At 42.9% G+C, this 26061-nt stretch carries 24 protein-coding genes; 10 read left to right on the top strand and 14 right to left on the bottom strand.

The window, feature by feature from the left end; translation table 11 throughout:
* Positions 1 to 88 precede the first annotated feature (88 nt).
* Both RTJ53_RS03330 and rodA read right to left on the bottom strand, forming a co-directional pair.
* Positions 89 to 673 (bottom strand): septal ring lytic transglycosylase RlpA family protein, encoded by a 585-nt coding sequence (locus RTJ53_RS03330; protein ID WP_312275826.1) that lies wholly within the window; start codon positions 671 to 673, stop codon positions 89 to 91.
* A 414-nt stretch (positions 674 to 1087) separates the two neighbouring features.
* A complete protein-coding gene (rodA, locus tag RTJ53_RS03325) occupies positions 1088 to 2233 on the bottom strand; it encodes a rod shape-determining protein RodA (RefSeq protein WP_312275825.1) in 1146 nt (381 codons plus the stop codon).
* A gap of 331 nt (positions 2234 to 2564) precedes the next feature.
* Between rodA and RTJ53_RS03320 the strand changes: the two genes are divergently transcribed.
* A complete protein-coding gene (locus RTJ53_RS03320) occupies positions 2565 to 3503 on the top strand; it encodes a D-Ala-D-Ala carboxypeptidase family metallohydrolase (RefSeq protein ID WP_312275824.1) in 939 nt (312 codons plus the stop codon).
* Between the two features lie 39 nt (positions 3504 to 3542).
* On the opposite strand, the gene RTJ53_RS03315 is transcribed toward RTJ53_RS03320, so the two are convergent.
* On the bottom strand, positions 3543 to 5015 hold the full coding sequence (locus RTJ53_RS03315) for a M16 family metallopeptidase (RefSeq protein WP_312275823.1): 1473 nt from the start codon (positions 5013 to 5015) through the stop codon (positions 3543 to 3545).
* 82 nt (positions 5016 to 5097) lie between these two features.
* A complete protein-coding gene (locus tag RTJ53_RS03310) occupies positions 5098 to 6612 on the bottom strand; it encodes a M16 family metallopeptidase (protein WP_312275822.1) in 1515 nt (504 codons plus the stop codon).
* A gap of 320 nt (positions 6613 to 6932) precedes the next feature.
* Here RTJ53_RS03310 and ftsY point away from each other — a divergent pair, with 320 nt between their 5' ends.
* The 3 genes from ftsY to RTJ53_RS03295 are packed head-to-tail and all read left to right on the top strand — an operon-like array spanning position 6933 to position 9798.
* The gene (gene ftsY, locus RTJ53_RS03305; RefSeq protein ID WP_409418129.1) at positions 6933 to 8147 is read left to right on the top strand and encodes a signal recognition particle-docking protein FtsY; all 1215 of its coding nucleotides are present in this window, start codon (positions 6933 to 6935) and stop codon (positions 8145 to 8147) included.
* A 3-nt stretch (positions 8148 to 8150) separates the two neighbouring features.
* Positions 8151 to 9272 carry a DUF4268 domain-containing protein gene (locus RTJ53_RS03300; RefSeq protein WP_312275821.1) on the top strand — a complete coding sequence of 374 codons (1122 nt, stop codon included), beginning with the start codon at positions 8151 to 8153 and terminating at the stop codon, positions 9270 to 9272.
* 1 nt (position 9273) lies between these two features.
* Positions 9274 to 9798 (top strand): methylated-DNA--[protein]-cysteine S-methyltransferase, encoded by a 525-nt coding sequence (locus tag RTJ53_RS03295; RefSeq protein ID WP_312275820.1) that lies wholly within the window; start codon positions 9274 to 9276, stop codon positions 9796 to 9798.
* 19 nt (positions 9799 to 9817) lie between these two features.
* On the opposite strand, the gene RTJ53_RS03290 is transcribed toward RTJ53_RS03295, so the two are convergent.
* Positions 9818 to 12481 carry an AAA family ATPase gene (locus RTJ53_RS03290; RefSeq protein ID WP_312275819.1) on the bottom strand — a complete coding sequence of 888 codons (2664 nt, stop codon included), beginning with the start codon at positions 12479 to 12481 and terminating at the stop codon, positions 9818 to 9820.
* A gap of 310 nt (positions 12482 to 12791) precedes the next feature.
* Here RTJ53_RS03290 and glpK point away from each other — a divergent pair, with 310 nt between their 5' ends.
* From glpK to RTJ53_RS03275, 3 genes are all read left to right on the top strand, one after another.
* A complete protein-coding gene (glpK, locus tag RTJ53_RS03285; protein ID WP_312275818.1) occupies positions 12792 to 14390 on the top strand; it encodes a glycerol kinase GlpK in 1599 nt (532 codons plus the stop codon).
* Positions 14391 to 14770: 380 nt separating this feature from the next.
* Positions 14771 to 15778 (top strand): endonuclease/exonuclease/phosphatase family protein, encoded by a 1008-nt coding sequence (locus RTJ53_RS03280; protein ID WP_312275817.1) that lies wholly within the window; start codon positions 14771 to 14773, stop codon positions 15776 to 15778.
* Between the two features lie 20 nt (positions 15779 to 15798).
* Positions 15799 to 16488, top strand: coding sequence for a TetR/AcrR family transcriptional regulator (locus RTJ53_RS03275; RefSeq protein WP_224053714.1), 690 nt, complete (start codon positions 15799 to 15801; stop codon positions 16486 to 16488).
* 87 nt (positions 16489 to 16575) lie between these two features.
* Here the strand turns inward: RTJ53_RS03275 and RTJ53_RS03270 are convergent, their stop codons facing one another.
* Positions 16576 to 16716, bottom strand: coding sequence for an entericidin A/B family lipoprotein (locus RTJ53_RS03270; RefSeq protein WP_312275816.1), 141 nt, complete (start codon positions 16714 to 16716; stop codon positions 16576 to 16578).
* 290 nt (positions 16717 to 17006) lie between these two features.
* Here RTJ53_RS03270 and RTJ53_RS03265 point away from each other — a divergent pair, with 290 nt between their 5' ends.
* Positions 17007 to 17531, top strand: a complete 525-nt coding sequence (locus tag RTJ53_RS03265; RefSeq protein ID WP_203171730.1) for a tRNA (cytidine(34)-2'-O)-methyltransferase — start codon at positions 17007 to 17009, stop codon at positions 17529 to 17531.
* A gap of 9 nt (positions 17532 to 17540) precedes the next feature.
* On the opposite strand, the gene RTJ53_RS03260 is transcribed toward RTJ53_RS03265, so the two are convergent.
* From RTJ53_RS03260 to tusD, 3 genes are read right to left on the bottom strand one after another with little or no spacing between them, the layout of a single operon-like run.
* Positions 17541 to 17861, bottom strand: coding sequence for a TusE/DsrC/DsvC family sulfur relay protein (locus RTJ53_RS03260; RefSeq protein ID WP_312275815.1), 321 nt, complete (start codon positions 17859 to 17861; stop codon positions 17541 to 17543).
* 5 nt (positions 17862 to 17866) lie between these two features.
* Positions 17867 to 18199, bottom strand: a complete 333-nt coding sequence (locus RTJ53_RS03255; RefSeq protein WP_312275814.1) for a hypothetical protein — start codon at positions 18197 to 18199, stop codon at positions 17867 to 17869.
* A gap of 30 nt (positions 18200 to 18229) precedes the next feature.
* Positions 18230 to 18670 (bottom strand): sulfurtransferase complex subunit TusD, encoded by a 441-nt coding sequence (tusD, locus tag RTJ53_RS03250; RefSeq protein WP_409418134.1) that lies wholly within the window; start codon positions 18668 to 18670, stop codon positions 18230 to 18232.
* 301 nt (positions 18671 to 18971) lie between these two features.
* Between tusD and RTJ53_RS03245 the strand changes: the two genes are divergently transcribed.
* Entirely contained in the window at positions 18972 to 20498 is a 1527-nt protein-coding gene (locus RTJ53_RS03245; protein WP_312275812.1) for a glycosyltransferase family 4 protein, read from the top strand.
* Between the two features lie 123 nt (positions 20499 to 20621).
* On the top strand, positions 20622 to 21218 hold the full coding sequence (locus RTJ53_RS03240) for a phosphatase PAP2 family protein (protein ID WP_312275924.1): 597 nt from the start codon (positions 20622 to 20624) through the stop codon (positions 21216 to 21218).
* A 25-nt stretch (positions 21219 to 21243) separates the two neighbouring features.
* Here RTJ53_RS03240 and RTJ53_RS03235 read toward each other — a convergent pair whose 3' ends face one another.
* The 5 genes from RTJ53_RS03235 to trpC all read right to left on the bottom strand — a co-directional run bounded on the left by RTJ53_RS03235 (position 21244) and on the right by trpC (position 26059).
* Positions 21244 to 22047, bottom strand: a complete 804-nt coding sequence (locus tag RTJ53_RS03235) for a pseudouridine synthase (protein ID WP_312275811.1) — start codon at positions 22045 to 22047, stop codon at positions 21244 to 21246.
* Positions 22048 to 22117: 70 nt separating this feature from the next.
* A complete protein-coding gene (locus RTJ53_RS03230) occupies positions 22118 to 23506 on the bottom strand; it encodes an APC family permease (protein WP_312275810.1) in 1389 nt (462 codons plus the stop codon).
* Positions 23507 to 23757: 251 nt separating this feature from the next.
* Positions 23758 to 24483 carry a Smr/MutS family protein gene (locus RTJ53_RS03225; RefSeq protein WP_312275809.1) on the bottom strand — a complete coding sequence of 242 codons (726 nt, stop codon included), beginning with the start codon at positions 24481 to 24483 and terminating at the stop codon, positions 23758 to 23760.
* A 118-nt stretch (positions 24484 to 24601) separates the two neighbouring features.
* Positions 24602 to 25162 carry a hypothetical protein gene (locus RTJ53_RS03220; protein WP_312275808.1) on the bottom strand — a complete coding sequence of 187 codons (561 nt, stop codon included), beginning with the start codon at positions 25160 to 25162 and terminating at the stop codon, positions 24602 to 24604.
* Positions 25163 to 25246: 84 nt separating this feature from the next.
* Positions 25247 to 26059: an indole-3-glycerol phosphate synthase TrpC gene (gene trpC, locus RTJ53_RS03215; protein ID WP_312275807.1), complete on the bottom strand. Its 813-nt coding sequence runs from the start codon at positions 26057 to 26059 to the stop codon at positions 25247 to 25249.
* Positions 26060 to 26061 lie beyond the last annotated feature (2 nt).

Genomic DNA, 26061 nt, shown 5'->3' with positions numbered 1-26061 from the left:
ATGAATCAATTTCATGCTTTTTTTGTGATGACCGGCTAATAGTCACCTAAAAGCTGATATCAAGCTAAAAGATGCTAGTCAGCTAACATTAGTTTGGGCCGCCCACACGTTCAATAACGACGTTGCCTGTGCCCGTGCTTGCTAAGCCGATTTGTTTGGCAGCGGCATACGATAAATCTAATACGCGATGGCTTGAAAATGGACCGCGGTCATTGACTTTTACCACAACGCTTTTGCCGTTTGATTTGTTGGTTACTTTAATATAACAGTTCATTGGCAATGAGCGATGCGCCGCAGTCAATGAATTGGAATCAAAAGTATCACCGCTAGCAGTTTTGCGACCTTGAAATTGACGACCATACCAAGAGGCGACACCCGTTTGGCTAAAGCGATTGACCGTATTTGATGCAACAGCAGAAAGACGCTCTAACACGTCTGAATCTTTGCTAGCTTGTGAAGTGTCTTGGCTGATAAGTTGGCTGTCTAAGGCAAGGTTACGAGGTTGGCGGGCTGATTTGACTAAGTCTGATGCATTGTTGTGCTGGCGGGTTAACTCATTAAGTACGTGATCTAAATTGCTCGTGGCTGCTTGGGTAGTTGAGCTAAGCGCCGTTACGCCACAAAAGCAAAGTAACGTCGCTACATTAGCTAAATTCAATTGACGCTTTGACATAATGACCTCTGAACAATCGCTCTTTACAATGAGCGCCTCATATTTGGGAGCGCATAAGCCTTTGTAAGTCATGCATACAAATCGCTTATAGGGCACCAAGAAAATTTATTAGATTTAACAATTAGTTTACAAATTTTACTTTGTTTCGGTATGTAATTGTTCAATCTTGATGACCCACAATAAGCAATTACGTGATTAAAATCACGATTTATTTAGATAAAAGGTATAAAAAAATAGATAAACGGTAAAACTATTAAGTTTTACCATCATAATTGTTTAAAACTACTCATAAAAAAGGATATCTTTTATGCTAACTCTTTTACGTTTTTTACATTTAAAAATACCCAGTTACATAAAGAATTGTTTATAAATAGGTTATTTACAAACAAAATAGTTTCGAAAATAGTCTAAGAGTTATTTAGCATTATGCGAGGCAATTGACATCACTAAACCAAATCCTGCCATCAAAGTAATTAACGCAGTACCGCCGTAGCTGATAAATGGCAAAGGAACGCCGACAACTGGCAAAATGCCTGCCACCATGCCGGCATTTACAAACACATATACAAAAAATGACATGGCAATCGCGCCCGAGAGTAATTTGCTATAGACAGCAGTATTGGAGTAAGCAATAAATAAGGCACGGCATAGAATACAAAAATACAGGAACATCAGTAAACTGACACCAATTAAGCCAAACTCCTCAGAAAAAGCTGCAATGATAAAATCGGTATGACCTTCTGGTAAAAAGTGTAGATGAGATTGTGTGCCTTGCAAGTAGCCTTTACCTGTGAGTCCCCCTGAGCCAATCGCGGTTTTTGACTGCATGATATTCCATCCAGCCCCCAAGGCATCGCTTTCAGGGTCCAGCAAAGTTAATACGCGTTTGCGCTGGTAGTCGTGTAGCAGGTATTCCCAAGCCACAAAAACAAAGGGAATAAACAGCGCCACCGCAGAGCCAATCATCCACCAAGGTAAACCCGATAAAAACAGCACAAATAAGCCACTAGACGCCACCAATAAAGAGGTACCCAAGTCGGGCTGTTCAGCAATTAGTAGCACTGGAATACCAATCGCCACCAGCGTGATAAGCACTGTCGATAAACTTGGCGGCAAGTCGCGTTTGGATAAAAACCAAGCAGTGAGCATCGGCATGCCAAGCTTCATAAATTCTGACGGCTGCACGCTACCAAACCCAGGAATATCAATCCAGCGCTGCGCACCCAGACGCACCTCACCAATAATTTTGACCAATATCAGTAACGCCACGCCACCCACATAAAAAAACGGGGTAAAATCACGGTAAAGACTGGGCGGGATTTGTGCCATGACAATCATTACCACAAACGCGATGGTAAAACTAATGGTTTGACGGATGACCATTCCCATGTCTTGAGTAGAGGCACTATATAAAATCGCTAAACCAAACAAAGCGGTGACAAACAATAGCATCAATAACCAAGGGTCTAAATGCACGCGCTGCCAAAAGGAGGGTAGACTGTCATTACCAAAGTGATGAGCTTGCCTAGAAAAACGGTACTGTCCAATCTTATCTACCATACACACCAAACATCGAATTAACCCGGTGACAATAAGTCTGTAAAAAGACACAAAAATAGGCTCAATAGTTTATATGGCTTAATGTGATTTTGGTAGTCTTAATAATGTAATAGTTTATAACACTTGTTTCGTAGAAATAAGTCACTATATTAAGTGAGCTATTAATTAAGCTTAATTATGAAGTGAACATAACTATTAAGTAGAAATTAAGTTAAGTGAAAATAATTATCAAGTAGGCATGATTACCTAAGCGTATCAAGCCGACTTTTTTGACAGTTGCTCATAAGTCCGTGGTGTTTTTCCATTTTGACGAAACGTGAATAGGCAGTCCATGACACATCAAAACAAGACCAAAAATAAACCAAGCATTATCGAAGACAACGCGCAAACAGCAAAGTATGACAAGCCCGAGAGTGCCAATACCCAGAATATCAACACTACCAAGACTCAGAATACCAAAACTAAGATTTTAACAGGCATTGTTGGCTCAGGGATGATAATGACATTGCTTATCGCCTGTAATCATCCCGTCACACCCGTCGATAACCGAAAACCTACTACGACCATCGTTCGTCAAACCCAGCCAAACCCTAAAAATACCACTGTCACGCAGACTGACAACATGCGCGGTCTTATTCTCAACCGTCAAAACACAACCCGACCTACAACAGATTATGGCGCGCTCAAAAATAGCACACGATACAATAGTAACGTTGTCTATACCAATGATGCAGATTTTAAGGATTGGTTGGCTAGCCACAGTTATCAGCAATCAGAAGTGTTGGCTTATCAAAATTACTTGCAAAGCCAATTAGGTACCATTCCGCCGATGGATCAGTTAATTACGAGTGCCAGAGATGCACGGCGCTGCGGTTTTGAGCCGTATGAAGTGCCACCTGCGTCACTATGGCAAAATATCGTGCCCACCCTGCAAATGCTCCAGCAACTGCAAAAACAAGGTTATTTGCCGTATTCGACAGTAATACGCTCCGTGTATCGAAACCCTGCATTAAATGATTGCGCCGGCGGTGCAGGCGAGAGTAAGCACATGACCAATGGCGCAATTGATATTTGGGTACCTGAAAACGAAGCCAACAAATGGGCGATAGAAAGCACCTTTGATGGACTTTGCCAGTTTTGGCAGTCCAACGGGCAAAGCTATAATTTTGGACTCGGCTTGTATCCGACAGGCTCGGTGCATCTTGATACGCAAGGCTTTCGAAAATGGGGCGCAAGCCATAGCTCAAGCTCATCACCCTGCCGTTTTTAACCCTGTCGCAACTGTTAACCCGTTAAGCTTTAACATGGGCTATTTAGCGGTTTTTGTTGTGTTTGGCGTGGCGTTACCAACTGTCACAATCAAAAACTTGTTAGGGTCAATGAGGTCTTTATAGCTTTGATTGACAGCGTTAAGGTCGGCGCGCTGCACGCGCGTCACGTAATCGGTCAAGTAACTATCTGGCAACTGATAAAACCCCATCATACCAACTGTGGCATTCATGGCGGCATTGCTAGCGAAGCTGGTGGGGAAACTGTTGATTAGACTGTCTTTGGTTAAAGCCAATTCGTTTGGCGTTACCCCTTTTTCTAGCGTATTGTTGATGACTTGCTTGGTCGCCTCAATTGCTTCTTGCGACTTTTGGTTACGGGTAGAAAAACTAATGGTATAGCTACCTTGGGAAAGCATCGGTGTGGTGCTGCTATAAATGCCATAGGTGAGCCCGCGTTTTTTACGGATGTCTTCCATCAATCTGGCTTGAAAATTGCCGCCCCCGACGATTTCATCGGCAATGGCAAAGTTGGTTTGATACTGCAAGCCTAAGCTATCCGCCACGCGTTTTTGACCCAATTGCCCCATTAAGACGGTGGTTTGGGTGCTATCAAAGGGGATATGAATCGTTTTAGCGGCGTTCAAAGGCTTGGCATCGGCAAGCTTTGGGGCAGCTGTGCCAACAGGCATTTGAGCGGTTAGCTGATTGGCAAGCGCCCGCGCGCGCTCAATACTGATATCACCTGTAATGGCAATATTCGCGTTCTTCGCCACCAAAAACTGCTGGCTAAAAGCTTTGAGATCGGTGGCATTGATTTTGGCAATGCTGTCTTCCGTACCTTGAGTGGGGTGGGCATAGGGATGATTCCCGTAAAGCGCCTCAGCAAAGGCGTTGCTTGCGATGCTATCTGGGTCTTCTTTGGCTTGTTGTAGGCTGATTAAATACTGGGCTTTGGTACGTTCAAAATTTTTGTTTGGAAACGTAGGCTGGGTCATCATATCGCTCATTAAACCAAGCGCAGGGGATAAACGCGCCTCATCGGATAGACTGCGCAAACTCACAATAAACATATCTTTATAAGCACGGGCAGATAAATCAATCCCAAGCTGCTCACTGGTCTCGGCAATCTCATCTTCGCTTTTATGGCGTGTGCCCTGATCTAGCATACTCGCGGTGAGACTGGCAATCCCAAAACCGCCTTTTTTAATGGCTTCATCGCGAGCTGAGCCTGCATTAAAATACACACTGACATCCACAATCGGTAAATGATGGGTTTGTACCAAAGCGACTGGGGTACCCGAATCCGTCGTAAAGTGGATGATATCGGGTAATGTCACTTTTAACGGCGCTGTGGTTTTTAGGCTGGTTAATTTATCTAAAGCGGCAATGGGTGCATTGGGGTCAACATTGCCACTACTGTGAGCATCGCTATGGGTGGCAGGTTCAGCATAGCCTCCTTGCGTGGCAATGGTGGTCATTAGTAATAAGATTTTAGCTAAGCGTGGTTTCATTTTTTTTCTCAAAATTCTAAGGATGGTCTGACAGCAATGAGGGCAAATTAAGTCAGGATAAGTTAAGTTACTGGTTTTATAGTTATTTATTGGGTTTATTTTCTTTTACCACATTGAGCACGGTTAGATTGTCGTTAACCAAATATTTGCTAGCGGCAGCGTGTAAGTCACTTTCTGTGATGCTATCTAAGGTTTTGGGTAGGTTAAACACCATCCGATCATCAAGCCCAATGCTATTTAGACTGCCAATCATCTGCGCTTGTCCGCTGATACTATCTTGGCTATATATCAAACTGGTCATGGTGTTGGTTTTGGCACGGGTCAGTTCACTTTGTGCAATCGATTGGGTTTTGAGCGCGTCAATCTCAGCAATGATTGCTTGTTTGGCTTGGGCAAGCGTAACGCCATCTCGTGGGGTGGCTTGGATTAAAAATAGCCCGTCCCCCCGACTAAAGGCACTGTAACCACTGCCGACTGAGGCTAGTAGCTGTTTTTCCCGTACTAGGCGTTTTTCTAGGCGTGCAGATAGACCGCCATCGAGAACATCGGCTAGTAGCGATAGACTATAGGCGGTTTTGGGTTCTTTTGCTGTGGTAAGCGTGGGCACGTTAAACGCCATCATGACCATAGGCACTTGTACGGGTAATTGGGTGGTTTTTTCTTGATAACCACGAAAGCCTGGCTGTATCACACTGGGGCGCGTTGGCAGAGTTTGCGGTTTTTTATCGTCAAAGTATTTTTTGACTTCATTGATGGCGTTTGTGGGATTGACATCGCCCACGATTACTAAGGTCGCATTGTTGGGTGCATACCATGTTTTATACCAATCGGTTAGGTCGTTTAACCCAATGGATTCGATTTCTGCCATGGGGCCAATGACAGATTCTCCTTTGGGACTATTGGGGTAAGCCATTTTGCTAAACTGCTCATAGGCGCGGGCGTTTGGGTTATCATCGGTACGCTGGCGGCGCTCTTCCATCACTACTTGGCGCTCAGCGGTAAAGTCGCTGTCTTTTAGCTGTAAATGGGTCATCCGATCGGCTTCAAGCTCTAAGGCGAGTGCTAAGCGATTGGCAGGGAAAATTTCATAATATGCGGTGTAGTCATAGCTGGTAAAGGCATTATTGCTACCGCCAAATTTGGCAATAAGGCGTTCAAAATCTGCTGAGGACACGTCTTTTGTCCCCTTAAACATCATATGCTCAAGCAAATGCGACATACCGCCTAAGTTAGTGGGTTCATCCGCGGCACCCACGCGATACCATAGTTGGCTTATCACCACAGGGGAGCGGTGATCTTCTTTAATAATCACCTTTAAGCCATTTGCCAGCGTATATTCATGGCGCGTTGCTGCCCTATCGCTGTCAAAATCTGTGGGGCTCGGCGTTTGCTGGTTTGTATCAGTTACCGCGTTAGCAGTTGGGTGCGCGTTAATAGGCGTATTCGCTACAGTCGGGGTGGTTTTGGTCGCCATGGTTTTGGCTGTGATGGTCTGCGCAGTGCTGCAACCTGATACACTGAGCGTATAGGTCAGGGCGGAAGCGAGGATGGTAAGGTTAAAAAATGTAGGCTTTGACACAGGGTTTCGGTTTAACATAGTTTCTCTTTAATTTTTAATCTTTAATCTGGTTTTTCTGATTGTGGTGCAAGGGGGTTTGCAGGCATTGTAAAAGATAAACCATGATAACGGATGTTGGCATTGATTGCTATTTGAAAGGCCATTGCACGATTAAGTATGACTAGATACGAGCTTCAAGCTTTTAGCGCAACAAGCTGTAAACGGACAGTTTTTTCCCATACCACACATCCTATGGGTTTAAGGGATTGACAGCATGTTTATTTCAAACTGCGAACAAACACTGTTATAATTTTATACATCTCGATATTTTAATGACAAATTTAACCATAGGCGATAATATGAGTAGCAACCAATTTAATAACAATGCTTCTAATAAGGTGGTAATTAATTTTAATAACCAACCGACTAATTTTGATGATGCTACGATGCCCAATCTGCCTGTGCAAGATGTGCCAATTATTGAAACGCCGCGTATCGCTGACGCCGCCGCCCAAACGTCAACGCTACAAACACCTGCGACATCCCAATCTGTGTCACCAATGCCGCAAAGCCAACATCAAGGGCAGCCTGCACCCACACAGCAGCCATCTGCCAATACGGCTGAGCCAACCGCAGAACCTGAACAAAAAGGCGGCTGGTTTAGCCGCATGAAGCAAGGCTTGTCAAAAAGTCGTAAAAACTTGACCGAAGGCTTAACCAATATTTTGATTGGTGGTAAAGAAATTGATGATGAGCTACTTGAAGAAGTCGAAGATCAACTGTTGGTCGCCGACATTGGGGTGAATGCCACCAATCGCATTATCAAAAACTTGACCGAAGCCACTGCCCGCGGTGATTTGATTTATTCGCATTCACTGTATAAAGCGCTGCAAAAAGAACTAACCGATATCTTGACGCCCAAAGTTGCGCCGCTGGTGGTGGATGCTAGCACAAAACCGTTTGTTATCTTGGTCGTTGGGGTCAATGGCGTGGGTAAAACCACCACCATCGGTAAACTTGCCAAACGCCTGCAAGCTGAAGGCAAATCAGTGATGTTAGCAGCGGGTGATACGTTCCGTGCGGCAGCCACCGAGCAATTGCAAGTTTGGGGGGAGCGCAATAATATCCCTGTTGTCGCCCAAGGTCATGGCTCAGACAGTGCCTCGGTGATTTTTGACGCCATTCAATCTGCCAAAGCCCGTGGCATTGACGTGCTGATTGCCGATACCGCAGGGCGTCTACAAAATAAAACCAATTTGATGGAAGAGCTGAAAAAAGTGATTCGCGTCATGCAAAAAGCCGATCCGACAGCGCCGCATGAATCCATGATTGTGCTTGACGCGGGTACAGGACAAAATGCCCTAAATCAAGTAGAAATCTTCAATGAGGCAGTGCCACTGACAGGCGTGACCGTCACCAAATTGGATGGTACGGCAAAAGGCGGCGTGGTATTTAATATCGCTGAAAACACCAATGTGCCGATTCGTTTTATTGGCGTGGGTGAAAAAATTGATGATTTGCGCCCATTTCAAGCCGATGATTTTGTCAAAGCCCTGTTTGAAAAAGATGAGTAACTCATGTATCACTTAAATATTGCTAATAAGCAGATGACTAATATTGATAAAATTCAATTTAGTGAAGTGGGTTTTAGAGAGCGCCAAGATTTGCAAGAATGGATTGTGAGCAATCCAGAATGTCTTGGCGAGCCATTATTAATTATTCAAAAAGAATTTAACGGGTTTGACAATACGTCTGAAAGATTAGATTTATTGGCGTTAGATAAAAGTGGTAATTTAGTCATTATTGAAAATAAAACGGATAGTTCTGGTAAAGATGTTGTATGGCAGTCTGTGAAATATGCATCTTATTGCTCTCGACTTACAGATGAGAAAATCATAAATATTTTTGCTGACTATCTTAGAAAATATGATAGCCAAAACTCTGATGATTATATTGCAAGCGCTAAACAAAAAATAAATGAATTTCTTAGCGATAGCACAGAAGATGATATTGGATTAAATCCCAATGAAACTTCGCAACGAATCATTTTAGTCGCTGCTGAATTCCGTCAAGAAGTAACATCAGCTGTATTATGGCTGATGAATTTTGGTATTAATATCCGTTGTATAAAATGCCAACTTTTTAAATTTAATAATGACTTTTTCTTTGATACTCAGCAAATTATTCCTGTACCCGAAGTTGAAAGCTTTATGATAGATATTGCGGAGAAAAAACAAGAAGACATTCAAATCAAAAATAATAAACAAAGCGTACTAATAAGTTTTTGGTCGCAATTTATCAATGCGACTTTATCAAATGCTGAAAATTTATATGCTAATAGGACACCAAGTAAAGATAATTGGTTAGGTACTAAATTAGGAAATGGTGTCGGAATAAGTGTTGTAATTACAAAGGAATCTGTAAAAATTAGAGTTGAAATAAAAGGTAATAATAAAGAAGACACTTTAAAAATATTCGACTATTTATATCAGCATAAAGAAGAAATCGAATCAAAATTTCAATATCCTGTTAATTGGGAGCGTTATCCTGAAACTGTATATAGTTTTATAATTATCACAAACGAAGCAGTTGGATATTCAGACAAGTCTGAATGGCGGGGTGCAAATGAATTTTTGATTGAAGAAAGTTATAAAATGCAGAAAATTCTTAAATCACTTCTAGATAAATTTGTCTTATAAAATGCTTACCACAAACTATCAACTATCAATCAAATTACCAACAATTACCCTTGTCGCACATAAGGGTTGTCTTATCGCGCTTGATTGGCAAACCCAAAAAATCCTACAACAATTAACTGCACAAGCGCACTATATACAAAGCAAAGATTTGGCTGACTCAGTGGATGACGATGCCAAAGTCTTACGAAATACCATCAGTCAACTTGACGAATATATTAATGGACAGCGACAAGTGTTTGATATGCCCATCGCCATAGCCACAGGCACACCCTTTCAGCAAAAAGTATGGCAAGTATTACGACAAATTCCTTACGGTCAAACAATCAGCTATGCACAGCTTGCGCTACAAGTGGATAATCCCAAAGGCTTTCGCGCAGTCGCGCAAGCCAATGGCCGCAACCCACTAAGTCTCATCATTCCTTGCCATCGCGTGATTGCCAGCGATGGCAAATTAGGTGGTTATACCGGTGGTATTGAGATTAAGCAAACATTGCTTGATATAGAGCAAGCAAGTTATCAGCGATAAACAATAACCCAATGAGGCGTTATTCTTTATCATCTGCGTCTTTTTCTTCCCAAGTTTCTAAGCGTTCATAAATACGACCATAAACGGTATTTTTACGATACTTGCCTTTTTTGGTCATCTCATCCGGTGCTAGACCCGTCAATAGATACATGGCTTCATTGACATGCTCTACGGCATAGATGGTAAATTTACCTGCCGTCACGCTATCGATGATATCTTGACGCAGCATCAATTGCGCCAAATTGGCTTTGGGCACAATCACCCCTTGTTTACCCGTCAAGCCTTGCTCGACACACGCATCATAAAACCCGGCGATTTTGGCATTGACGCCGCCGACCGCTTGAACTTGACCAAATTGGTTCATCGATCCTGTAACCGCCAAGCTTTGATTGATGGGAGTTTGCGATAGAGCAGACAGTAGCGCGCAGGTTTCGGCTACTGTCGCGCTATCGCCATCGATACCGCCATAACTTTGTTCAAAAGCCAGCGATGCAGTAAAGTTGAGCGTGTGGTCTTCTGCAAACAATGCTTTTAGGTAACTGCTCATAATCAGCACGCCTTTGGCATGGATAGAGCCACCTAAATCCACATCGCGCTCGATATCAACAATATCGGCGTGCGCGGCACTGTGATGCACTGACGCTGTCAATCGGGCAGGCATGCCAAACTCACTATCTGCGTAGCTGATGACTGTCAGCGCATTGATTTGACCAATCGCTTTGCCTTGGGTGCTAATCAGCTGTTGCCCTTTTTCTAGTTCTTGCCAGAACAATTGCCGTAAATATCCCGAGCGATGGCGAATATCCTCAATGGCTTGGCGGACGTGGCTAGCGGTTACTGTGTTTTCAGGGCTAAGCTCTGTTTGATTGATGACTGCATGACGATTGGCTTCGAGTAAGAGCTGCGCCAATCTATCCCCATGTAGGCTTAACTCATGCTGATCTTCTGCTTGCTCGCTGAGATAATCCAATAAACACGCTAACGCGGTGTTATCAAACGTGAGCAATTGGTATTTGCTTATCATATCGGCAATTTTGGCGGTCATCGCTTGTTCGTTGGCGTGACTGCGTACCACGCGATCATGAAAATCTGCACGGATTTTGAATACGGCATTAAATTCAGGCTCAAAATCTAGCAGGTCATAATACAAGTCTGGCTCACCGAGTAAAATAACTTTGACATCAAGTTTAATCGGTTGTGGCTCAAGGCTGATACTGCCGGTCAGTGTCAGCATTTGCTCAAGGCTCGACATCTTGATTTGACGGCTTTGCAGCGCGCGTTTGAGACCTTGCCACGCATACGGATATTCAAGCAAATTAGTTGCTTCAAGCACCAAATAACCGCCATTCGCACGGTGCAGTGAACCGGCGCGAATCAGACTGACATCCGTTGACACGGTACCCAAATGGGTAATTTGCTCGACATGACCGAGTAAATTTAAATGGGTGGGTAAGTCTTCAAACACAATCGGTGCGCCTTGATCGGGCGCATGGCTTGCAATCACATTGACAAAATAACGCGCGGGCAATGGCGAGAAATGGCTGGGCAAAAACTCTTCATCATCTTCATTGATGATTCGTTCTACATGATTGACGATATCGTCATGTACGTCTTGCAAATACTTACGAACCTTTGGTAAGGCTTCATACTTGTCAAATAACGGCTCCATCAGAGGTTTTAAGGTACGCCGAGTCAATGAATGGTGTAGCGCTTGCAGGGTCTGATTGGCTTCATCTTCAATTTGCTCAAGCTCAACGGTCAGTTGGCTCAAGCGTTTTTGCATATGGTTCTTATCTTGATAATTGGCAACATACGGCGACTTTGGGGTTAAGCCAAAGCTCGCTTGATTGGTTGCGCTCGAGGTATTATTAGAGGCGCTAGTTGTGGTGCTAGACGTTTGATTGGCCTTAAGTGGTAAAACTGGTGCTTTGCCACTGGATTTTTGGCGACCCAATTTATTAGCAGGTTTGACTGATAAATAACCATCGCTTGGCTCAATATCATTGTAACTGTCATTGTCATTGCCATCGGCTCGGTTGTCACTAAAATCAGATTTGATAAAAATCGGTTTATTGTCCGAAGGTCGCAGCGCCAATGCAAGTGAATACTGTTTGCCTTCTTCATGCAGCGCATTATAGACCTGTTCTTCTCGAAGGCTAATTTCATTCTTTATGGCTTCTACCTTACTTTGATAGTGCTCACTGCGAAAACGCTGATTGAGCTGACGCTTGGTGGTTAGCCAAAAGGTTTTGACATCTTCCGCTAATTGCTTGCCCATGCCAGCAGGCAGGTCAAGCGCAATCGGGGTGCGCGCATCAACAAAATTATGCACATACACCCAGTCATTGGGTGTGGGTTTTTGTTTGGCGTGAGCTTGTAGCAGGCGAGTGATTAAGGTGCGTTTGCCCAGTCCGTTTTCACCTGCAGCAAAGATATGATAACCATTGGCATTGATGTCAAGTGCAGTGGCAATCGCTTTACAGGCGCGCTCTTGCCCAAAGCCAATCTCAAGGGTTTTGGTATGGTGGCTATCTTTTGGCAAGGTCGCTGGGTCGGTATAACGGCGCAAGTGCGAGATTGCAACAGGCTGTAAATTGTCAGATTTGATGGTATCGGTAATGATAGAAGAGGATTTTGAAGTCACAGGGGTAGTACGAACAGATTTTGCAAGGGTATTTTTCATAAAACAAGTTTCATCAACGCATTAAAAAGCGGTAGTGGGAAAGATAAACAATGACAGTGACAGTTAGAGTGACAGTGCTTAGGGTATAAGGTCTGAAGTCTAAAGTTTAGGGTCACTTATAGTTAACAGATAGGTTTTGGTAAGTGGTAACAAAGTATCAGTATGATGTGGTTTTTTGTTGATAAAATCAATGGCTATTTTTTCGCGAATCGTTGCCTTAAGGTTTCAGCCGCAGTAATATAAAAGTTGATGGGTAAGTATTTGCTAAGATAACATATTGACGCTTAACACAATCGTTTGAGACAACAACATGGCTAAAACAGAAAACGGATTTATTTTAGCGCTGGATCAGGGCACTACCTCAAGCCGCAGTATCATCTTTGATAACCAATTAACACCCATCGCCATCGCCCAAAAGCCGCTGGGTATAATTACCCCAAAAGCCGGGTTTATCGAGCAAAATGCCAATGACATCTGGCAAACCCAAATTAGTACCGCCCAAGAAGTGATTGCCAAAGCAGGATTATTGGCGACAGATATTTCAGCCATCGGTATCACCAACCAACGTGAGACCACCATAATTTGGCATAAAAAGACGGGTAAGCCAGTCGCACCCGCCATTGTCTGGCAAGATAGACGTACCCATCAGTGGTGCAGAGACTGGCGTGATAAAGGCTTTGACGCCAAAATCCAGCAAATTACCGGATTACGTATAGATCCGTATTTTAGTGCCAGCAAAATCGTATGGCTGTTAAACCAAAACCCTAAGCTTCGCCAACAAGCACTAGCAGGTGAGTTGGCTTTTGGTACCGTGGATAGTTGGCTACTGTTTAACATGACAGGCGAGCATAGCATTGATATCACTAATGCGTCACGTACCATGCTGATGTCTTTGCAAACAGGCGACTGGTCTGATGAATTATTGGATTTATTTGATATTCCCAAAACCATGTTACCTACCATCAAGCCATCGGATGGCGATTTTGGGGTCACCAAACAAGGGATGTTTGGCAAACAAATCCCAGTTACGGCAGTGCTAGGCGATCAGCAAGCGGCATTGTATGGGCAAGGCTGTAACCGGGCTGGCATGGCAAAATCCACCTATGGCACCGGCTGTTTTTTATTAATGAATACCGGCGATAAGCCCTGTGTCAGTCATCAGCAGTTACTCACCACCGTCGCTTGGCAAACCACAGAGGCGAATCACACTCGTCAACCTAACCGGCATGAACCTTCAGGTAAATTACCCAACTTGTTAAAACCTTTACAAAATTTACAACGAAATAAAAAAACAAGTCTCACGCAAACACAATATGCGCTTGAAGGCAGTGTATTTATGGCAGGTGCCATCGTGCAGTGGTTACGCGATAATTTAGGTATGATAGCGCGCAGTGAGGACATTGAAACCTTGGCAGCACAAGTGCCAGATAGCCAAGGGGTGGCCCTGATTCCTGCCTTTACCGGGCTTGGCGCACCTTACTGGCGAGCAGATGCTACCGCAAGACTTATCGGGCTGACACGCGGCACTACCAAAGCGCATATCGCTAGAGCCGCCTTAGAAGCGATTGCGCTACAAGCTTATGATGTGTTAATCGCCATGCAAAAAGATAGCCCTGTGCCGCTGCATGAACTGCGCGTAGATGGGGGCGCTGCCAATAACAATATTTTAATGCAATTTCAAGCCGATATACTCAATGTCCCTGTGCTGCGACCGACGACCACTGAGAGTACCGCAAAAGGGGTGGCATTATTGGCAGGGCAAGCGGTGGGGCTATATGATGACACTAGCATTGGTGAAAGTTGGCAGTTAGATCGTATCTTTGAGCCTAAGATGGCATTGTCTGAGCGCCAAGCCATCGTGGAGCGTTGGCAGTTTTATATTAATCAACTATTAAACGAACAAAATTAAAGCAAGAAAATCACTAACATGGCTCTAAAAAAATAAAAATAATGTAAAAACAAATAGTTAAATATCTGAAAATTTTTTTAAAGACTCGACACGAGAGTGATTTTCGTTAGCAATTAAGTGCATTAAGTAAAAAAAAGCACTTTATGTACCCAATTTTTAAACCCTGCTTAAAAATTCCAGCAAATTTTAGCTAAAAATAGTGATTTTTTGTGTAGAAATTGAATAAAAAAATGTATAATGCTTCAAAATTCGACACTGTGTTGACAGTAATGAAAGTTACTATGATAAAAGTTACGAAGATGAAAGTCAGGAAATTTTTTTGGACAATGTTAGTATAAGCAAGCAGGGATAAATGGTAACTAAACATTAAGGATACGACAGTGGACAATCAATTTGTTATCGCTACGGCAAATTTACTTAACTTTGCACTACCCAATCGGGTTTTTTATCGAAACCAAGACGCGTATACGCCGCAGCAATATCAACAAAAGATTAATGCACTTGCCCCCATTTTTCGTCAATTGCAAGCTGATATCATTGGTTGCCAAGAAATTTGGGATGAGCAAGCACTCATTGACTTATGTCATGCAGCTGGTCTAAATGACTATCATGTCACTGTGCCGTTAGCCAGTAATCAAGTAGACAGTCCATTAACCCAAGGGCGAGGCGCAATTGGTACTCCTAGCGTAGGTTTGGTATCACGTTTTGAGATTGTTAATACGCAATTGCTCACGCAGATGCCTGCGATTGCGTTGTTAGACGTTCCTGATGTTGGGCTTTATCAACAATTTAATCGTCCCCCGCTGATTGCCGACATCAGATTGCCAAATGGCATGGTAGTCACCGTGATTGTGGCGCATCTAAAAAGTAAACGCCCTGAGTTTTTAGAAAACGCGCAAGGCGAGCCATTAGAAGATCGCAATGATCCGCTAATTCGAGTCCGCGCCAAGCTGCGCAGTCTTTGTATGCGGGCAGCGGAAGCGGCAGGCATTCGCCAAGTGGTCATCGAAAAACTGTCACAAAACAACCATCCGCTGATTTTGTTAGGGGATATGAATGATGTGATGCAAAGTGTCACTTGTCAGCTTTTAAGCGAATCGGGCGAAGTATTTTATGATAAGTCGATGCGGGATATCGTGCTGTATGATGCCTCTACGGTACAAAGCCGTATGCACTGGCTGAAGGATGTGGCGTACACCCATATCCACCAAGGTATGCCAGAAGTGCTTGACCAAATTTTGGTATCTGAACAATTTTTAGCTGATAGTAAATTTAACATCGGTGAAGTATTACAAGTTGATTATTTTAACGATCATCTCAAATTTATTGTAGAACAACGCCCAACCGATCATGGATTGGTACGGGCACAAATTAAACTTTATTCATAATCAGTCGATAGAGAGGAAATATGTCAAGCGCTTATGATGAAAAAATTGAGGATGTGTTGGTGGACTCTGAGCTCGCTCGCCGCTTAGTCCCTAACAAATTCAAATTCACAAGCCAGCAAGGTCGTTTGCGTCGCCAAAAATTATTAGCCGCTGCCAAAGAGTTGAGCGCGACCCGACCTGTCAGTGAGATTAGTTTGGCTGATGTGTGTGAACGAGCGGACATTCCCAGAGCCTCGGCATATCACTTCTTCCCAAACGTTGAAGCGATTTTTTTGGCATTACGTTTTTTAAATGCGATAGAAATCTTTAACAAGCTTGAAAAAGTCGATGCCAAACAATTTAGTCGCTGGCAGGCCTATATCACCACAGTGATTGAGACAGGCGTTGATATTATTCAATCCGATTTAACGGTTGCCCGTTTGATTTATGAGACCAATACCCCAGATTTTGAGGGCAATGCGTTTGGTAGTGAAATCGAAAAAAGCCTGAGCCAAATGGTGTATGATAAGTTGTCTGAGCATTATAAAATGCCGGCTTTAGAAACCATTCATCAGCAATTGTTAGTCGCATACGGTATTATCAATGGTATTTTTATTTTAGCCTATCGCTCAGAAAAAGAAATTACCGATACCTATCGCCAAGAAGCGATTACAGCGGTGATTGCTTATCTACGTTGTTATTTACCTGAAAATTTGCCAAAAAACGGCTAGTTTTATAACCTACTAGGGTTATAATCGATAGCCAATAAAAAACCCATCAGCGAGATGGGTTTTTTTAATTAAACAGAAAATCTACGATTAGATTTTGCTTTCAGTTTTTTGTGCGGTATTGGTTACTGCGTCACCTGTTTTTGATACGTCTTTACCAAAACCTTTGACTGTATTACAACCCGTGACAGCAAACATAACAGCGATTGATGCAGCGATTAATTTTTTCATTTTAAATTTCCTCAGATATATCCATTATTTTTTAACAGTTCTTAGCTACCAGGTTAAATCATGCGACTTTATTGACTTATAAAAGTTAAAATAAAGTAAAACATGCTTGGTAGAGCCATGGTAATGCAGGTTAGTCTAACGTCGCTATAGCGTTAATGTAACCAAAACTATCAAGTTGTAAAAAAAACTTAAATTTACGCAATAAGTATAGGTTTTTTGTAAATTAATCTTCGCATTTAGCGCTTTTTTATTTCAATCTGTTCTATTTTAATCTGGTTAAGGATGTCGACATGATTCATGTGGTATTAGTTGAACCCAAAATGCCAAGCAATACAGGCAATATTATTCGGTTATGCGCCAATACGGGCGCAACCCTACATTTAGTTGAGCCACTAGGGTTTGAGTTAGAAGATAAAAAATTACGCCGAGCAGGGCTCGATTATCATGAATGGGCAAATGTTAAAGTACATGCCAATTGGCAGGATGCACAAGACAGTCTAAGCCAAAGTGGGGTACAAAGAATTGTTGCCTTGACCACCAAGCTTAGCAAACCTTTATATGATGAAGATTTTACGCAAGTGGCAAATATCGCTCTGGTATTTGGGTCAGAGACGGCGGGATTACCCGAGCCAATTCGCGCGGCAATTGGGCAAGATAACTGGTTGCGTTTGCCTATGTTGCCGACCTCTCGCAGTCTGAATTTGTCTAACAGCGTGGCAATTACATTATTTGAAGTTTGGCGTCAACAGGGGTTTGGCGGTGATAATGGTCACAGTATCGGTTATGACAATCTCGTCCCTTATGACCCTAAATAACCTCAAAATTTATAAGCAATTTGCAGGTTTTGGCAACCCGGCAATGCGGTTGACATGACGCGCGACAAGACCCGTGTTAAACATGGCTTGCAGTTTGGTGTTATCAATCGCCAATGAGGGCAATTGCTTAGATAAAAACTTGATTAAAGGACGGGTCGTCGGTGGATGGCTGTATAAATCATAATATTGACGTACTGCGTCTATGATTAGATAGTGCTCAGGGGTTAACGTGACATCCAGCGTGTTCGCCAATTGTTGCGCGATATCTGGTGTCCAGGTTTGATGAGCTATCAAATGACCGTCTTGGTCAAGTTCGGGAAGTTGGGTCATAATATTTATAAGTCAAAAGTGGTATCAAAATTAGGCGCTGTGGTTGGCTGTAGCGCTACTTGAGCACACCAATCAAAGTCTGCTGATAGCTTCGCTTGCCATGCTTTGAATCTATCAAAATCTGCTAGCGCTAGCCAAGCGGGCGGCATATCATACATATCAAGGGATGCCAGCATATGGGCAAGCTTGCCTGTGGGCGCATCAAGTAGTAAGTTTAGCATGCCATGACCGATAGTCAGCTGAATTTGGTGGTCAAACGCCGCTAGCGCGAACGCCATTGATAAGGCTTCATGACAAAGCAAAAACGTGTCAGCGTGAATATTAATGATAATTTTCATAGTAAATCGCTATCGCTAAACCCATCCCAATTAAAACTGATAAACCGTTTTTGCCCTGTGCAGATGCATGGCTAATTCACCCAAACCGACCAATTCAAAGCCATCTGCCAAATTATCACCTTGTAGCTGATGTCTAGTCGCATTGTCAGCATCTGTCACCCCGCGAGCCAAAGCGGCACTCACACACACTTGAATGGTTAAATCATGACTCATAGCAAAGTGTTGCCAGTTTTTTGCCAGATTTTCGATATCATCTGGCAGCCAAATTAATCGGTTGGCCAACATCACCGCATCACTATATAAGAAAATTTTAAAATCGGTAGTAGTCAACGGGTTTTGCTCATCGGTTGTTTTACCATCGTTTGCACATAGCAATTGGGCACATTCAAGCGCTCGTTTGGTGAGCGGATGACTAGGCGCATGTGTCATCAGCATCACAATCGGTGTATCCAACGTCGAAGTATTGGGCATAGCGGTATTATTCGATGTATTTATCAAATCAGTCATTTAACCATCTATAAATTAATCTATAAAGCTGCAATCTGCTCGCTATTTTAGCAAAATCGACCCCTATTTGCGATACTTGTAATAGCTGCGATAGGTGTGACAGTTGTAATAGGTGCGATGCAATTGTCATCAAACTGTTATCAAATTGACATGAGGTTGTCAATGGCGGCTTATAAGCTTAACCCATACAAAGGATTGATTTAATTTACCGAAACGGCTTTTGTAGTCAAACAAAGCAGTCGGTTATAATGGTTGATAACATACTATGAGTGACAACACTGTAAATACTAATTTGTACCAGGCTTCGTCTGACACTCAGACGACGTCAGCAAATCACATCAATCTCTCAACTCAAGTTGCAGGCACGCTTTTTCATGACAATAGGCCATCACTGCATATCGCTTTGGTGACTGAAACGTGGTTGCCTGATATCAATGGAGTAGCCTCAAGCGTTTATCAAATCATGCGCGAACTCAAATCGATGGGTCATCGCATCACTTTGATTCGCCCCAAACAAAGCGATGAAGTCGAACACCATACCCTAATGACAGGGCTTAATACTGCGGCTGTTACCACTGATTTGCAAGTGCCAAGTTTGCCCATTCCCTATTACCCGCATCTGCGCATGGGGCTACCTTGTTACCGATTTTTAACGAAGCAGCTGCGCAAGCTTCGTCCTGATATCGTGCATATCGTGACAGAAGGTCCTTTGGGGCTTGCGGCGCTGATTGCTGGCAAACAGCAAAGAATTAAAGTCTCTTCAGGTTATCACACCGCGTTTCATGATTTTAGCCGATACTTTGGTTGGAAAGTTGTCTCAGTGCCTTTGCTTGCGTATATGAAGCGTTTTCATAACCAGTGCAATGCCACGTGTATTCCAAGCCAGACCACCCAACATCAGCTGGCTGAATTTGGTTTCAAGCATTTGTACCAAGTGGGTCGTGGCGTTGATACAGCGCGCTATGCACCGAGCAAACGTAGCGAAGCATTACGGCAAAGCTGGGGCGTAGGCGAGGGTACCACAGTGTTAATGTGTGTGAGCCGTGTTTCCCCTGAAAAAGGTATGGATACCGTCATTAAAAGCTTCAAAGCGCTACAATTACAGCAGCTGCATCGTCATGTTAAATTAGTGATTGTCGGTGATGGACCGTACAAAGAAGCGCTCGTTAAAAGGCATGCCAATGATACAAGCATTATTTTTGCAGGCTTTAAAACAGGTGAGGCGTTGGCAAGTTATTATGCCAGTGCCGACGCTTTTGTCTTTGCTAGTCAAGTGGAAACTTTTGGTAATGTCGTCACCGAAGCGATGGCATCGGGTTTGCCAATTTTTGCCTATCATGATGCGGCTGCGGCGCTGTTGGTGGATGATAGTTGTGGTAAAACCGTACCGCTTGGGCAAGAACAACGCTTTGTAGAGATGATCAGTGAATTGCCTAAACAACAACAGCTTGATCAGATGCGACTAGCTGCGCGACAAAAGGTAGCTGCTTTTTCTTGGCAAAAACCTGCCCAAGAAATGTTGACCATGTTTTATGAGGTGCTATCAATCCAGACGAAAACCCTAACAGCTAGCCCAGTGACATCAGCACTTTTTTCTTCTCAGTCAATAGCTCAACATCCACTAGCGGATTCAACAATCGCCCTCACACCTGAGTCACTTCACCCGACTGTAGCTGTAGCGACAAAAAAACAGCCACGATATAGTCATTCACCCCAAAATAGCCACTCAACCCAAAATAGTCACCCAACCCAAAGACCTGCTGAATCTGCCGCGTTTTTTTCCAAAACGTGATGTTCAAATAGGCAAAAAAAGGATGGCGCCATGAATCAACCCATAAAAAAATCCAAACTGTCACTTGCCAATTCAGAATTCACCTCTACCTCTGTTAGCCCTGTCGAAAACTTACCCAATTTAATGCGCAATTATTATCAGTTTTTGCACAGTAAACCTAAGCTATATCATTTGCAAAAGCGGGTGCTGCAGTGGGATACTCGCTTATGTTTACGGGTAAATTTGCTGTCACAATTGAAGTTTTTTGCGCAGTTTTTCAAAACCATCAGCCGCTTAGGGGATGGTTGGTTTTGGGCGCTATCGACGGTAGTGATGCTAATAGCGTTATTATCGCAAGGACTGGTCGCTAGTATCGTTGCTGTTAAAGTGTGTGCGGTGTTACTCAGCAGTTTTTGCGGTTATTTGCTGTATAAGTATTTAAAAGTACACACAGTGCGTCCACGCCCTTACCAAGTACACCAGACCATTACTTTAGGCGAACGGCCTTTGGATGTATTTAGTTTTCCATCAGGGCATACGCTGCAAGCGGTATTGTTTACCACCATGATAGGTCATCAAGTGCCGATGATGTTATGGGTGTTGCTGCCATTTACGATGCTGGTGGCATTATCGCGCTTGGTGCTTGGGTTACATTATCCCACCGATGTCTTGGTGGGGGCAGGCATTGGCGCAACATTTGCGACTCTAGGTAGCAAAGTAAGTGATTACTTGGTTGCGTAAATAATGTCGCCAAATAATGATATTGCTAATAAGGTAAATGAAAGCCAAACTGCGCACACATCGTTAACCAATCTGTATCCACAGGTGCAGTGATATCAACACGGCGATTGTCGGTCAGTCTATTAAAAGCCAAGGCATGCGCATGTAACATCAAGCGATGCACGCCGATATGTTGACGGATGGCGCGATTTTGGTGATGATCGCCATAACTGGTATCGCCAATAATCGGATGAAACACATGCTTCATGTGGCGACGTAGCTGGTGTTTTCGTCCGGTAATGGGCGTCAATCTAGCCAGGCTAAAGCGTGAAGTGGGATAGCGTGCGCGCGCTTGAAACGGCTGCTCAGTGGTTGCCAAGCATTGCCAGTTCGTTTGCGCAGGTTGCAGTAAAGTTAATTCAGCAGGGCTGCTAAGGGATTCAGCAAACATTTCTGTCGAACTAACCTTTCTTTGTTGAAGCGCCTGCAAACTTGGTTTATCGCCAATTTTATCCAAAATTTGTGTGAGTGGGTAATCAATCAGCCCAGATGTCTGCTCGTTAACTGTCAAATATCCGCGCACGATGGCTAAGTAAGATTTTTGCACTTGCCTGTTTTTAAATTGCTCACACAGCTGCCGCGCTGATTCGCTCGATAAAGCAAACAGTAACACCCCCGATGTCGGCCGGTCTAAGCGATGAATCGGATAAACATATTGTCCCAACTGGTCGCGAAGGGTCTGCATCACAAACTCGGTTTCATGACGGTCAAGCCAGCTTCGATGGACAAGCATACCCGCAGGCTTATTGACTGCCACACAGTGTTCATCTTGATATAAAATTTCTAACATAGGGGTTTCCCAAAAGCCACAGACATAAAAAAGGTCAGAATCGTATCTGACCTTTTCACCACCTTAACCATTATTCATGTTCATTGTGCATCGGTGGGTGACGCTTAAAGCCACCGGTTTTAAATGCCAAGTAGATGATACCGATTACTGCCCAGCCTAAGCCCATTTTGATGGCGATAGGCTCACTTTCTTTCCACATCAGCGCAACACTGATAAAGCCCAACAGCGGCACAATCAAATACATCAATAAATCATAGGCACTGTGGTAGCGTTTTTCACGGATAATATAGGTCGCAATCACGGATAAATTAACAAAACTAAACGCCGTTAATGCCCCAAAACTAATCAAATGCGCGATAACATCAAACTCAATAAAACCTGCGGTTAACGCAATCACACCCGCGATATAGATATTGTAGGTCGGGGTCAAGTATTTTGGATGAATATGACCAAAAACACGTTTATTAATGACCCCATCACGCCCCATTACATACATCAAACGAGAAACACCGGCATGCGCAGAAATACCTGACGCCATCACCGTAACAATTGCAAAGCCCAGTACGGCAGCTTGAAACGCAGAACCACCGACCAACATCAAAATATCTGGCTGGGTAGCAGCCACATCTGGGAAATATTTATCAGGGGGTTGTGGGAAATAAATCTGCATAAAGTAAGTGCTAATGATAAACACAATACCTGCAATCAATGCGGTCAAGAAAATTGCTTTTGGTAGGGTTTTTTGCACATCTTTGGTTTCTTCCGCCAATGAGCTGAGTGAGTCAAAGCCTGTGAAAGAGAAACATAAAATCGTTGCACCACTGATAAGTGCCGTCATATTGGCAATATCACTCCAAAACGGCTTTAAGCTCCATAATTGGTAAGCTGCGGCATTGATAGTGCCGTCCGCATTGGTGGCCGCCATCAATTTGCTATACACCAACCACGTAAATACACCGATAATCAATAGCTGAATAAACACAATCCAACTATTAAAGTAAGCCACGACTTTGGAGCCATGCACATTAATCCAGGTCATAAATCCCGTCAGAATAAATACCCAAATCCATTTGTTGACATCCGGGAACAGTGCTTCAAGATAAATCACCGCTAGGATAATATTCACCAGCGGTGACAATAAATAATCCAACCAAGAAGACCAACCCACCATAAACCCGACATTGGGATGAATCGATTTTTGCGCATAGGTATATGCCGAACCCGCCGAAGGATAACGACGAATCATGCTACCGTAACTTAGCGAGGTAAGCAAAATAGCAATCAATGCAATAATATAAGATGTTGGAACGTGCTGATGACTGGCTTCAGAAACCAAGCCGAAAGTATCAAATACGGTCATGGGCTGAATATACGCCAAACCAATAATGATAATGTGCCAAAGGGCTAAATGACGTTGCAATTTAGCGGGCGAATTAGTCGCAGTGGTGGTATTATTCAAAGCTACCTTTCTCCTATACCCAGTGGTGTTAAAAACAGTCAGCTATCAAAAGACAAATGGGCGCTGTTTTTAGCCAGTTGAGAGTAGATTAATGCAGAGCATTTAATCCATGAAAAAAAAGAGCCTATTATAAACAAAAACTAAGAATAAACTATTAACAATTAAAAAATCTCGTTAAAAAAATCATGCATGGATTGTTTTATGCATGATTTTGTAAAATTTAACCTATAGTCAAAATAGCAGTACAATGGTTATTGATCGCGATTGGCTTTTTCACGTTTTTTGAGTAACACCAACACTGCACCATTGCCACCTTGTGCCGCAGGGGCTGAGCAAAAAGCAAGCACTTCAGGAATCTGACGCAACCAGCCATTGACGCAAGTTTTTAAGATACTATCAATGCCTTTGCCATGAATGATTTTCACGCAATTTTCATTGTTTTTTTGAGCCTGCAAAATCAACTGACTCATAGCTTCACGCGACTCTTCAATGGTAGCACCGTGTAAATCTACGGCATCATACCAGCGAATTTTGCCTTGTTTGAGGTCATTAAATACTTTGTTTTGTAGCGTTGCGGTTTTATAACTTAAATACGCATCGCCAGAGACAGGATTAAGCAGCGCTTGCATATCAGACAATGTATGTCCGCTATCATCGTCACCACCGACCGCCGCCGCGCGTTTGGCTAGCGTCGTCGCATCAAGCTTAGCGCCAGCGTTGTTTTTATCCGCCAAGTTTTTATCTTTGATTGGCTGCACGCCTGACATGGCTTGCATAAATAGCAATTTATCATCATCCAGATGTTCGCTATTATATTTTTTAACTTGTTTGGCGACTTGTTGCTTGCTCAATAAGCCCACGGTTTCAGTCGGTTTGCCGTTTTCATCGCTCTCTTTGGTTTGGCTACGACCTTTACCCAGTTCGGTTTTAAGCTGCTTTAACTGGTCTTGCATTTCTTTGGAAAATAAATTTGCCATTTTAGATCTCGAAAAAATGGACATTATAGCAAATTCATAAGGTTTTATCGTTATTTTGTAGGATGCGCTTTTACATGGTTTAGGTTAATATTTTAAATGGTGAGTGGAACGAACCCTGCTACTTCTTAATTGAATCTAGGGGATAAATAAATTTATAAAAAATTAAAAAAGAAATTATAAGATTTATTAGCGAAATAAAGCTTCTACCTATATTCATCTTTAAAAAGTTTTTCTTTGTGTTTTCATAGCTTTTTATATATTTTCCATCTACATTTATTGACACTAGTTGAGGTATTGGGTTATGGAAGCCAAAAAAATCGGTTTGATAATACCAACCAAATATTGCTTTTTTTCCAATATAATCTTCTATATATTTTTTACTAATACACACTGATGTACTGGGAGTGGAATAAGCAGAGTAGCTACAACCAAACACTTGGTTTTTTTTCGTATTATTTACATTATCCAAAATAAGTAATAATCTTTTACTTCTACCGTCTTGCTGATAATTGTAATTAATCGTTCCCTCGCTATAAAGTATGCTTGCTTGATTTGGGAAGTCTCGTCCTTTCCATGGCAAAATAGTATTAAAAAGAATAAAAAGCACGAATAATAAATATCCTATTAAATAAATTTTTTGTGAAAGAGTTTTTGGATTTAATAATTCAATTAGCAACATCTTTTTTATAATTTTCAAATAGTAGTAACATGCGTTCTAAGCACCCATAGCATACTAAATTTATGTTAGTGCCTAAAACTCATCTTATAAACTCTCTAATAATAACTTTGCTAATGCCGCGCCTGCATCACCCGTTTTCATAAACTGCTCACCAATCAAAAACGCATGGATATCATGGTCGAGCATCAATTTTACATCCTCTGCCGAATGAATCCCGCTTTCTGTCACCAATAAGCTATCTTGTGGAAAAAGTGTTTTTAGGCGTAGGGTAGTGTCCAAACTCACATCAAAGTTATGTAGATTGCGATTATTAACCCCATACACGTTTTGATGATGGGCTGGCAAGCGTAACGCACGTTCGACTTCTATCTCGTCATGGCACTCAATGAGCACACTCATGCCAAGCTTTAATGCCAATTCGTTCAGTTCAGCGACTTGGGTATCTGATAAACACGCCATAATCAGCAAAATACAATCTGCTCCAAGCGCACGTGATTGCAAAATGTGATATGGCTCAATCATAAAATCTTTGCGTAGCACAGGTAGGCTTACCGCTTGGTGCACTTGCAATAAATACTCATCCGAGCCTTGGAAATAATCCGTATCCGTCAATACCGATAGGCAAGCGGCACCCGCTTGTTCATAGCCGACTGCGGTGGCGACAGCATCGAAATTAGGGGCAATGATGCCTTTGGATGGCGAGGCTTTTTTGACTTCTGCAATGACACGGATACCCGCTTTGCGCAAACTGCCGGCAAAATCACGGATGTCATCGCGGTTCGTTGCGGCAATTTGCTCAAGGTCGTGCCAAGATTGTTGTTGTTTGGCTTTGACCAGTTCTTGACGTTTGGTGTCGACAATTTTTTGTAATACCGAGGGGACTGCTTGATGAGGCATGG

This window comes from Moraxella sp. CTOTU46711 (assembly GCF_031975715.1).
In the GTDB taxonomy this organism is placed as follows: domain Bacteria; phylum Pseudomonadota; class Gammaproteobacteria; order Pseudomonadales; family Moraxellaceae; genus Faucicola.
This window is presented reverse-complemented; position numbering and strand designations above follow the sequence as displayed.